The organism is Wolbachia endosymbiont of Drosophila tsacasi (genome assembly GCF_028982115.1).
GTDB lineage: Bacteria > Pseudomonadota > Alphaproteobacteria > Rickettsiales > Anaplasmataceae > Wolbachia > Wolbachia pipientis_B.
The window spans coordinates 1-10,916 of the sequence record NZ_JAPQLJ010000035.1; the positions used below are offsets into that span (position 1 = coordinate 1).

Sequence of the window (10,916 nt, forward strand, 5' to 3'; positions counted from 1 at the left end):
CGAATAACTGGTATGGATTTTACTAAAGTTCCAGGGCTTGATATACTAAGTATACAGACTATAATTTCAGAAACTGGTATAAACCATAATAAATGGTCAACAGAAAAACACTTTTCATCGTGGTTAGGACTCAGCCCTGCCAATAAAATTACAGGAGAAAAAGTGTTTAGCACAAGAACGCGTAAAGTCATTAATCGTGCTGCGAATGCATTTCGAATGGCTGCTAATTCTGTAGGAAATAGTAAAAGTTCATTGGGTGCATACTACAGAAGATTAAAAAAACGATTAGGAGCACCAAAAGCAATAACAGCTATTGCAAGAAAAATAGCATGCATATTTTATAGTATGCTCAAATACGGACAAGAATATGTAAAAAAAGGAATGGAATACTATGAAATACGATATAAGGAGAGAGCTGTAAAATTTTTGATCAAAAAGGCACGAGAATTTGGCTATACTTTAGTGCAACAAGAGGAGCTGGTTAAGGAAGTTTCTTAGAAGGTTGTTGTATATAAACACCTGAAACTAATTGCTCTTTTTTTTTATATACTTGCTTATGTAAATACTCTTTTGGAAAAGAAGACTTGCCAGCTGATTGTGGTATTTCTAATACTTCTGATATCTCACCTGACTCTAATATTTCATGTAATTGTTTATCTTGAAAATAAACAATATTGAATATTGAGTTAAAAACATTGCGAAATGTTTCTGGATCTTGATTTTTGTATCCATTCATCACTTCAATAAATATTTCATCGAGTTTTTTCCCCTGCGCTCAATTTGGTTATCTAACATAGCTACTCTAGCATCATTTTGTGCTTGTTTTATGGCTAATTGTTTTTCTTTCTCTGATAGTTCTTTGGTCTGCTTTTTCGACTTCTTTTTTCTGTTAGCCTTAAAATACTCTGTGTGCGAAGTAGTTTTACCTACATTCTGTTCTGCTTCTTGAGGTATTGGATTTCTTATACTACTTGTCATCCAAGTAGCTGACACTGGGGTCCATATTACATCATTAAAAAAATTGGATAAGGGAAGGAAGATTCTATATTTTGGTATATTAGCTTTTATTGCAGCAGTAACCACTGGAGCTTTATAATTTACTTTGCTTGCTACGTTAAAGCCAAATGAGCCTGTAAATGGTACAATTTGTCTATTTTGTGCGTTTTTTTGCTTAGTTTCACTCTGTTCTTGTCTGTCTTTATTTTCTGCTTCTTTTACTTGTAGTGCAACTTGACTCTGTTCCTCATTTTCAGTTTTTTCTGCATGGTTTAGCTTTTCATTTAAAAATGACCCTATTTGGTGCAAATTATCTAAGTTAATGTCTTTAACATTTGTTTGTAGTATGATTGTTATTCCTTGCAGAAGGATTTGAGGCGGAGCATTACTTATGAATTCTTCTACAGTTTTGTAGTTATTAGTCTTGTTGTCTAGTTCACCGCTTTCTTTTGGTACTTTTATGTTGACTGTAAAATTTTTTTCCCGAGAAAAGCAGATTTTAAAAAAATCAATTAAAGATTTTATTTAAAATGGTCTTGTATTAAAGGTGTCTTTACCTGTTGCTGTTAGCTCAAATGAAAATTCTTGTATATTACTTTCAATACTTCTCGAGCGAATGGTACTGATCTTAATTATTTTGCTAGAAAATGCTTTACTTATGTTTTTGGATCTTTCCTTAAAGAACTTAGGTAAATCCTCTATTTTATACTTATTATAAGTTTCAGTGTCACTGTTGTGCATGGTTGATACAGCAAATTCATCAACGCAAAGGTAAATAAAAAAATTAATTGGTCAATAAATTAATAATTAAAATGGGACAGTTTTTAGATTGTTGATGCTATTCAAGATTTTACTATAATTAAAGTTTAAGCCAGCGTTTCTAAGATGAATAAAGAGCTACTGAATGAAATACCTTCACTTGAAGATAAAACGGTTTCTGAAATTGAGAATGCTTCTTCTTTACAAGATTTAGAAAAAGTCAGGCTATCATATTTGGGAAAAAAGGGTGTAATTAAAGCTTATTTTGACAACTTAAAAGAGATAGAAGACGCAGGAAAAAAGCGCAATTTAGGCGAAGTTATCAACGTTTTACGTAATAAGCTAGATCAGCTTATAATAAATAAGGAAAATACACTAAAAGCCGAAGAAGTTAACTTTAAATTGCAGAATGAGGCGGTTGATATCACGTTGCCCGTTAGACCAGAAAAAATGGGCAAGGTCCATCCACTCAGTAAGGTTATAAATGAAGTAAAGCTTATTTTTGCACATATGGGTTTTAAAGCAGTTGATGGCCCTGACATTGAAGATGAGTTTCATGTATTTGATGCACTGAATACTCCAAGTCACCACCCTGCGCGGGAGGAGCAAGATACCTTCTACTTAAAGAATAAAATAGACGGTAAAAGAATGGTGCTGCGCACTCATACCTCATCTGTGCAGATTAGAATTATGGAAAAGGCAAAAACTTTTCCGATTAAAATCGTAGCCCCTGGTAGAGTGTATAGAAACGATTTTGATGCAACTCACACCCCTATGTTCCATCAAATAGAGGGGTTATATGTTAATGAGAATGTCAATATGGGCCAGTTAAAATTTACTATTCATCACCTCCTTAATAAGTTTTTTGGAGATAAAGGGCTGAAGATACGTTTTCGTAATAGTTTTTTCCCTTTTACCGAGCCTTCTGCAGAAGTGGACATAAGTTATAAAGGTAGTAAATGGATAGAAATACTGGGATGCGGTATGGTGCACCCAAATGTATTCCAAAATGTTGGAATACACTACACTAAATACAGCGGTTTTGCATTTGGCATTGGTATAGAAAGGCTTGCAATGCTAAAATATCAAATTGGCGACTTAAGGAGCTTCTATGACAACAAAATCAGCTGGCTTGATCATTACGGTTTTCATTTTTCATCTTTAAGATAAGTGATAAGTAAAACTCATACGTTCATTATACTTGCTGCAGGGCATGGCAGGCGGATGAATTCAGATTTGCCTAAGGTCCTACACAAAATAGGCGGTTTTTCCATGTTTCAACATGTCATTTACAATGCAAAACAGTTAAATCCTGAAAATATTGCTGTTGTAGTTGATCTGCCTTTAATTGAAAGATTAAAGTGCTTTAAGGATATACAGTTAATTACACAAGAATTAACACTTGGCACGGGAGATGCAGTCAAAACTGCGATGAGAAACCTGAAAGAATTGCCAGATTCGAGCATAATTATTGTGCAATATGGAGATACCCCACTCATAAAAAGCAGCACAATAACTAAAATGGTTAGTTGCTTAGAAGGTAAGGCTCTAGTTTGCCTAGGTTTTAGGACAAGCAATAAAGAATACGGTAGGTTAATTATTGAGAATGGTTCCTTAAGAGAAATCGTAGAAGCAAAGAGTGATAAAAATAATCATGAAGAGTTTCTTGCAAATGCTGGAATAATGGTTGCATGTGCAAAGAATTTACGTGAATTGGTGGAGAAAATAGAGTGCAACAGCTCAACTCATGAATATTATTTGACCGATATAGTTTCCATTGCAGTGAAGAGTAATTTAAATGTCGGTTACGTTATTACCAGTGGAGAAGAGGCAACGGGAATAAATAACAGAAATGACCTTACAAAAGCTGAATTTTACTTTCAAGAAAACAAAAGAAAATTTTTTACCAACTCTGGAGTAACGCTTGTTGCTCCAGAGACTGTTTTCTTTTCTCTTGATACGCAAATTGCCAGAGATTCAGTTGTTTACCCATATGTTTTTTTCGGTACTGGAGTGAAAATAGAGTCTGGTGCGAAAATACTGCCATTTTCGCATTTAGAAAACTGCTTAATTAAAAGTAATGTTGAGGTCGGTCCATTTACCAGAATACGCGGAAACACAACCATTGGTAATAAGGCAAAAATAGGAAATTTTGTGGAAGTGAAAACAAGTGAAGTTGGTAAAAATACTAGAATAAAACACTTAAGTTATATAGGAAATGCTAAAGTAGGGCAGAGGAGTAATATAGGAGCAGGTACTATTGTTTGTAATTATGATGGGAAAAAGAAACATAAAACGAACATAGGAAGCAATTGCTTTATTGGTGCCAATAGCTCACTCATTGCACCGCTTAATGTTCATGATGACTCTGTAATTGCTGCAGGTAGTGTTATAGTGGAAGATGTACCAGAAAAAAGCCTTGCAATAGCAAGAGAAAAGCAGGTGATTAAGAGAATAAAGTAATTCGCTGTAATTATATTAGACTTCTTGCATTACCTCCCAGGCCACAACTGCATTCAATAGAAACAAAAAAAAATTGCTTTACAAACTTCGCCAGCTCCCTTATTATAGTATATTAGAGGGTCAAAGCCACCACCGCGGGGTTTCTTTTGCCTTTTTTTTCATTTGGTAAATTTCTTAAATGTTTGTCGACAACCGTCATCCCGCTGCTTGTTAGCGGCCGAGATACCGCGAATGAATCGCGGTATGACGGTTAAGTAGGGTGTCATCCTAGTGCTTGACACTGGGATCCAGTTTTCCATATAATCTCATCGAAAATGTTGTAACCACTTTCTATGCTAGTTTGCTTGCTCACAAGCAAACTTTCCTGGATCCCAGTGTCAGCTACTTTCATGACATCATCATAAAGTAAACCAGTGTCAGCTACTCGGATGACAGGAGAAGGAGGCACTGGCTCTTGGATGGAAACCAGTGTCAGCTACTTTCATGACACCATTCTTTTTCCTGGATTCCAGACTGGAATGACATCATCCTTTTTTCTAGATCCCAGTGTCAAGCTACTAGGATGACAGGAGAAGGGGCTACTTGCATGACGGTGTCGGTAAACTTAGAGCTATAATAACTATTTGCCTTTTTTCTGCTTAGGTTATGCAAGAAGTCTACTGTCTGAGAAAAAGTAGATAAAGGGTGAAGAAAAATAGAAGTGTTTAGATAGCTCAAAAAGAACGTTAAGTCATGCTTTTTATTTATATTGACAGCATATATGACATCGTTTACGATTAAAGTTAATAACAATAATTTATATTTATATGTTTGCAGTAATTGAGACTGGTGGAAAGCAATATTTAGTAAAAGAAGGCAGTATAATAAAAGTAGAGAAGTTAGAAGTTGAAGAAAAAAAAGAGGTAGAAATCAATAAGGTGATTTGTATTTCAAATAATGGCTTATCTTATTCATCTAATGCTACTGTTAAAGCTGAAGTATTGGAGCAGTGTAGAGGAGAAAAAATTATAATCTTTAAGAAGAAAAGAAGAAAAAATTACCGTAGAAAGACTGGTCATAGGCAGTATATAACTGTTCTTCGTATCAATGAAATTAATCTTCAAAAGTAAGAGGTAAGATATGGCAACTAAAAAATCAGGTGGTAGTTCCTGTAATGGTAGAGATTCAGCAGGTCGTAGATTAGGAATAAAGAAGAATGGGAAGGTTATTCCTGGTAACATAATTGTGCGCCAAAGAGGCACAAAATTCCATCCTGGGAAGAATGTTGGTATAGGTAAAGATCATACGATTTTTGCCAAAGTAGAAGGCTGGGTCGGCTTTAGAAGGTCAGCAAATAAAAAGACTTTTATTGATATCTTGCCCACAGATAATATGAAAGCTTCAGCTTGAATAAATCAGGGGTCTGTAGCTCAGGTGGTTAGAGCGCACGCCTGATAAGCGTGAGGTCGGAGGTTCAACTCTTCCCAGACCCACCATTTAGTAATTACTAACTGTGTTTTTTATAGTGGTTTTGGTATTGTATAAGCAGAAACCCAAAGCATGAGTTTATATAAAAATTTAGTAACCAGTGAGTCAGTGGCGGCTGGTCATCCAGATAAAGTAGCAGATCAAATTTCAGATGCAATACTTGATGAATACCTTTTCACTGATCCTTTTGCGCGAGCTGCAATAGAGACTTTAGTCACCAAAGATAACGTTATTATAGCTGGGGAAGTATTCGGACCTAACATCAAAAATAGCAGGATTGAAAGTATTGTACGGAATACAAAAAAAGATATTGGTTATGAGCATGATGATTTCCACTGGAGAAAAGTGAAGGTAAATATACTGCTGCATGAGCAATCAAATGACATTGCAATAGGGTTGGATCAAGGTGCTGGGGATCAGGGCATAATGTATGGCTATGCAACAACAGAGACAGAAAACCTTATGCCAGCACCCATTTTTTATGCACACTCGATTCTGAAAAATATCATGAGCGCAGTTAAAGAAGCAAAGCTTGGTCCGGATGCAAAATCACAAATCACTTTGGCATATGAGAATAACCTCCCGGTACGTGCTGAAAGTATTATTGTCTCAATACAGCACTCTGAGGATTTGGATCAATCAAAAGTAAAAGAAATAATTTATCCTTACATAGTTTCATCTTTACCTAAAGGGTGGATATGTCCTGAGAAAAATCTCTTAGTCAATCCAACTGGTAGATTTGTTATTGGTGGAGCGGTTAGTGATTGTGGATTAACAGGACGAAAAATTATGGTTGATACCTATGGAGGTTATATTCCACACGGTGGAGGGGCATTTTCCGGAAAAGATGCAACCAAAGTTGATAGATCTGCAGCTTATATGGCAAGATACCTTGCTAAAAACATTGTTTTTGCCGGCTTGGCCAAACGTTGCCTTGTACAGCTCTCTTATGCAATTGGTATATCACAACCTACTTCATTCTACATCGATACATTTGGTACAAATACAGTAGATGAAAAGAGGATTAAAAAATTTATTGAAGGTAGCATAGATTTATCAACTAAGGGCATAATCAGACATTTATCGCTTAATCGTCCTATATATAAACGTACAGCATATTATGGACATTTTGGTAAAAAGTCAGAAAGTAACGGTGGCTTTTCTTGGGAGAATATGGACTTATCTGCTGAGTTTTGTAGAGAATTCAATATGGAAGATAAAAATAGAACTGCTTTAAAGTTTTAATTTATAGCTCGATACTGATATAATAGCTTATTATTAAAGTGTAATTAGATTTTTATAATAATTATATTATATTTATGGTAATTTTAATATTTATGAGGCTTACAAAATGCGTAATGATCCAAAAGAAGAGTTCTACGATATTGCTATAAGAGAATCATCTGACCTCATTGAAGAAATAAAAAAACATCCTTTCAATGTTGAATTGATGAACAATACGCTAGATTATGAAAAGTTCAAATTTTATCTTCAGCAGGATTTTTTGTATGTAGTGGACTGCACTCGTGCTTTATTGATTATTGCAGCTAAGTTTAATGATGTTGAAATAATGAATAAATTGATTTGTGTAGCTGTGGGCACTTTTGCCACACGAGATTACTATAGTAAACATTTTGCAGATTGTGGTTTATCTGATAGCCACAAAAAATCGAGATCTTGCTCGGCTTTTACTAACTTCTTCGTACGTATTGCATATCATAATTCTGTTGCTGAAGGTTTAGCAGCTTCTTATCCGTGTTTCTGTTTATATCAAATAGTTGTTTGTCATATTGTGAAAAGTAAGACTACTGCTGATAACAAATATCAAAAATGGATAGATTTTTTTAGCTCTGATGAGGCAAATACCATGATTGATGATGTAACTAGCATTATGAATAATCTATATGAAAAATCCAATAATGATGAACGAAAAAACATGCTAGGATTCTTTCGTGATGGGCTGCAGCTTGAGATGGAATTTTGGAATGAAGTGTATTATAAAGCAGGTAGCAACTTATGATCTAACATAGGATAACTCGTGTCAGAATCGTAGTTTTAGCATTTTATATGTTTAGTAGTATCATTAAGAGTTGTTATGGATCAAATCTTTTAAGGGATATAGTTAATCACCCTTTTAATGTTGAGTTGATGAACGGCACTTTAAATATAGAGAGTTTTAAGTTCTATATTCAGCAGGATGAGCTGTTTTTAGATGATTATATTCGTACCATATTGACTACTGCTTCCAGAATAGAAGATCATAATGATGTAATCCCTCTTGCTAAAGTGGCACAAGGTTCAATAGCTGTTAATAAGTTCTTGTGTGATCACTATTTTACTATATATGGTGTAAGGCATGGAAAAAAATCTCCTGCATGTTTCAATTTTACCAATTTTCTTTTATCCATCTCATATAGCGATACCTATGAAGCTATAACGGTTTTACATTCTTGCATGTTTATATACAAAACTGTTACTGATAATATGAAAAGTAGGTTCAAGGAAAATAACAAATATATGGGTACGCTACTTTAGAGAATATTGTTGATAAATATTGCAAAAAGGTAGGAGTAAATGAAAGGAGTAGAATGCTTGAGTTATTTAGGATAAGCGCACAATTTGAGTTAGACTTTTGGGACAGTGCATATAATTTTTCAAGATCCAATCAATTTCCTAAGGAACATTGACAATTTTAAACTGATTTGTATCCTTAGTAAGTATTTTTTAAAATGCTATGAACAGTAAAGAACATGATTTTCATTTAGTGGCCCCAAGTCCTTGGCCAATTGCTATATCAGCAGCAATTCTTATTCTTGCACTTGGATTAGTTGGCGCGCTTCATAAACAAAATTTCGGAATGTTTTGTTTAGTTCTGGGAATCTCCGCAGTATTAGGGGTGCTGTTCTATTGGTGGAGAGATGTAATAAGGGAGGCCATTTATGATAAATGTCATACTACCATTGTAAAACATGGACTCAAATTTGCAATGTACTTATTTATTCTCTCGGAGGTCGTATTTTTTATAGTGTTCTTTTGTTCATTCTTTAAAGCCTGGCTTGATCCAGTTTTTTTATTTGAGGCGTTTTCTCCTGCAAAAAAAGTTGAATGGCCCCCTGAGGGAATTTTGCCACCTGATCCGTGGTCACTACCATTCATAAATACATTAATATTGTTGCTTTCTGGTACAACAATTACTTGGGCAAATCACTCTTTACTTGAAAATGATAAAAAGAGCATGATTAAAATGCTGTCCATAACTATATTGCTTGGGTTTTTTTTTATAATAGTGCAAGCAATAGAGTATCATGAAGCGAATTTTTCTCTACAAGAAACAGGAGAAAAGCTTATTTATACATCCAATTTTTATATGATTACCGGTTTTCACTGCGCACACGTTATAATAGGAATAATATTTTTATCAGTGTGTTTATTTAGAGCGCGGAAAGGCCAGTTTACACCTCAGGAACATTTGTGCTTTGAGTTTGCCTCCTGGTATTGGCACTTTGTAGATGTAGTCTGGATGTTTTTATTTTTGTTTGTCTATTGGTTAAGCGTTTATTAAGTGGTTAAAATAATAGGTCTAGATCCAGGGATAAGTAAGACGGGGTGGGCCATTATTGACCTAAACGAAAAAAATAATATTGAATTTTTGGGCAGCGGCACCATATCAACTGACAATAAGCTCAATACAGATGAACGCCTATATATGATTTTTGAACAATTAAAGAAAGTAATTTCCTTATACTCTCCGAATGAAGCTGCGGTGGAGAAAATTTTTGTTAATAAAAATCCTAAATCTTCACTAACTTTAGGATATGCAAGAGGGGTTGTAATTTTAGCGTTAAAAATAACAAAGCTAACTATGAATGAATATGATGCAAACTATGTAAAAAAAAGCATTACCGGAAATGGCCATGCTGATAAGGATCAGATTATATTTATGGTGAAGCAAATAGTTAAAAATTTGAGTATAAAATGCCACCATGCTGCTGATGCTCTTGCTGTAGCAATTTGTCATGCTTATACGAAAGGTTCTTGTTTTGTTGAGTAACTTTTATATGAGATTCAGTTTGAAGATTTCCAGATCTGGAAAAACTATTTGATTGTATTTATCTTGTCTAACGTTCGTTGCAAAATAATACATGCGGAGATTTTATCATCTATTTTTTTCGATTTTGTGATTGATATGCCAGTAATTTTTAGTGTATGAGTTGCGATAGATGTTGAGAAGCTTTCGTCTTGTAAGTATATATTTACTTTATATTTTTTTATTATTTTATTTGCGAATTGGATTATGGTTTTACACCATTTAGTTTTTTGCTCGTCCATTTTTAATGGTAGTCCTATTACCATTGATCCAGCTTCATTTTCTTTGAATATTCTATGCAGATAACCTAAATCTTTGCTCATATTTTTCCTATAATATACACTATGAGCTGTGGCTATAAGCTGTGTTTTATCACTAAATGCTATACCTATTTGCTTTTCTCCCATGTCAAGGCACATTATGCGCTTATCTTTTGGAATAGACTTTAGAAACTCATCTGGATTTCTATGTAGCATCTATTAGACTTCCTTTAAAGTGACCTTACCCAGAAAAAGTAGAGAGAAAGTCAAGAAAATTTTTTACAAAAAGAATAATGAATCAAATTGCTCAGGAATGCAATAGACTTCTTGCATAACCCAAACTAAGTAGAAAAAAGGTATCATCTAAGTAGTTGACACTGGTTCACCTTATGGTGCAACCTCCCCTGTCATCCGAGTAGCTGACACTGGGATCTAGTCTTTATCATGCAGCCACTTATTTAAAGTTAAGTTTTCTGGATCCTAGTGTCTGGGCACTGGGATGACACCTGTAGCCTTACGTCATACCGCCGCGGTATCTCCTTAGCATAGATCCCGCTGCGGGATGACGGTTGTCGTTTAGCTATAAACATTAAGAAATTTACCAAATGAAAAAAAGGCAAAAGAAGCTCTAGTCATTGTCTATTTTCAGTATTGGCATTTTTTAAGTCTTAAACACCGCAATTTAGCTGCTTTTAAGTGCAACTAACCTTAGTTCAAATGTTTAAGAAATTTACTAAGCAGAAAAAAAGGCAAAAGAAACCCCGTGTTAGCTAGTTGTCACTCTCTAATCCTGCAAATTGGCGTACTATACTGTCTTAAACGACTTATAAGCGCGTTTCAGCTTATATAGGTAAAAACCCAGAAATGTTGTGAAGACATAAGGT

At 34.6% G+C, this 10,916-nt stretch carries 15 protein-coding genes and 1 tRNA gene; 11 read left to right on the top strand and 5 right to left on the bottom strand.

All coding sequences use genetic code 11. The annotated features are described in order from the left end of the window. The coding region (locus OZD70_RS02055; protein ID WP_275020072.1) for a transposase at window positions 1–498 on the top strand (498 nt) is incomplete at its 5' end. Here the strand turns inward: OZD70_RS02055 and OZD70_RS06100 are convergent. From OZD70_RS06100 to OZD70_RS06110, 3 genes are all read right to left on the bottom strand, one after another. After that, on the bottom strand, window positions 482–736 hold the full coding sequence (locus tag OZD70_RS06100) for a hypothetical protein (RefSeq protein ID WP_458695143.1): 255 nt from the start codon (window positions 734–736) through the stop codon (window positions 482–484). The genes OZD70_RS02055 and OZD70_RS06100 overlap by 17 nt on opposite strands. Continuing rightward, a complete protein-coding gene (locus OZD70_RS06105; RefSeq protein WP_458695144.1) occupies window positions 736–1,305 on the bottom strand; it encodes a hypothetical protein in 570 nt (189 codons plus the stop codon). The genes OZD70_RS06100 and OZD70_RS06105 overlap by 1 nt, the downstream gene beginning before the upstream one ends. Before the next feature lie 216 nt (window positions 1,306–1,521). Then, window positions 1,522–1,737 carry a hypothetical protein gene (locus OZD70_RS06110; RefSeq protein WP_458695145.1) on the bottom strand — a complete coding sequence of 72 codons (216 nt, stop codon included), beginning with the start codon at window positions 1,735–1,737 and terminating at the stop codon, window positions 1,522–1,524. 144 nt (window positions 1,738–1,881) lie between these two features. Here OZD70_RS06110 and pheS point away from each other — a divergent pair, with 144 nt between their 5' ends. Both pheS and glmU read left to right on the top strand, forming a co-directional pair. Beyond that, entirely contained in the window at window positions 1,882–2,925 is a 1,044-nt protein-coding gene (gene pheS / locus OZD70_RS02065; RefSeq protein WP_275020537.1) for a phenylalanine--tRNA ligase subunit alpha, read from the top strand. After that, a complete protein-coding gene (gene glmU / locus OZD70_RS02070) occupies window positions 2,926–4,218 on the top strand; it encodes a bifunctional UDP-N-acetylglucosamine diphosphorylase/glucosamine-1-phosphate N-acetyltransferase GlmU (protein WP_275020539.1) in 1,293 nt (430 codons plus the stop codon). 262 nt (window positions 4,219–4,480) lie between these two features. On the opposite strand, the gene OZD70_RS02075 is transcribed toward glmU, so the two are convergent. Next, entirely contained in the window at window positions 4,481–4,666 is a 186-nt protein-coding gene (locus OZD70_RS02075; protein ID WP_275020541.1) for a hypothetical protein, read from the bottom strand. A 358-nt stretch (window positions 4,667–5,024) separates the two neighbouring features. Between OZD70_RS02075 and rplU the strand changes: the two genes are divergently transcribed. The 8 genes from rplU (at window position 5,025) to ruvC (ending at window position 9,736) form a co-directional block, all read left to right on the top strand. Next, complete coding sequence (gene rplU, locus OZD70_RS02080; protein ID WP_096617066.1) at window positions 5,025–5,327, top strand: 50S ribosomal protein L21; 303 nt, start codon at window positions 5,025–5,027, stop codon at window positions 5,325–5,327. Between the two features lie 10 nt (window positions 5,328–5,337). Next, window positions 5,338–5,607, top strand: a complete 270-nt coding sequence (gene rpmA, locus OZD70_RS02085) for a 50S ribosomal protein L27 (protein WP_275020543.1) — start codon at window positions 5,338–5,340, stop codon at window positions 5,605–5,607. 9 nt (window positions 5,608–5,616) lie between these two features. Beyond that, window positions 5,617–5,693: transfer RNA gene (locus tag OZD70_RS02090), tRNA-Ile, on the top strand. A gap of 64 nt (window positions 5,694–5,757) precedes the next feature. Further along, window positions 5,758–6,930, top strand: a complete 1,173-nt coding sequence (gene metK / locus OZD70_RS02095) for a methionine adenosyltransferase (RefSeq protein WP_275020545.1) — start codon at window positions 5,758–5,760, stop codon at window positions 6,928–6,930. Window positions 6,931–7,036: 106 nt separating this feature from the next. Continuing rightward, entirely contained in the window at window positions 7,037–7,705 is a 669-nt protein-coding gene (locus OZD70_RS02100; RefSeq protein ID WP_182183191.1) for a TenA family protein, read from the top strand. A gap of 47 nt (window positions 7,706–7,752) precedes the next feature. Continuing rightward, a complete protein-coding gene (locus OZD70_RS02105; protein ID WP_275020547.1) occupies window positions 7,753–8,220 on the top strand; it encodes a thiaminase II/PqqC family protein in 468 nt (155 codons plus the stop codon). A 199-nt stretch (window positions 8,221–8,419) separates the two neighbouring features. After that, a complete protein-coding gene (locus OZD70_RS02110) occupies window positions 8,420–9,247 on the top strand; it encodes a cytochrome c oxidase subunit 3 (RefSeq protein ID WP_275020550.1) in 828 nt (275 codons plus the stop codon). Continuing rightward, complete coding sequence (gene ruvC, locus OZD70_RS02115) at window positions 9,248–9,736, top strand: crossover junction endodeoxyribonuclease RuvC (protein WP_182183196.1); 489 nt, start codon at window positions 9,248–9,250, stop codon at window positions 9,734–9,736. A gap of 44 nt (window positions 9,737–9,780) precedes the next feature. On the opposite strand, the gene ruvX is transcribed toward ruvC, so the two are convergent. After that, entirely contained in the window at window positions 9,781–10,248 is a 468-nt protein-coding gene (gene ruvX, locus OZD70_RS02120; RefSeq protein WP_275020552.1) for a Holliday junction resolvase RuvX, read from the bottom strand. Between the last annotated feature and the right edge of the window lie 668 nt (window positions 10,249–10,916).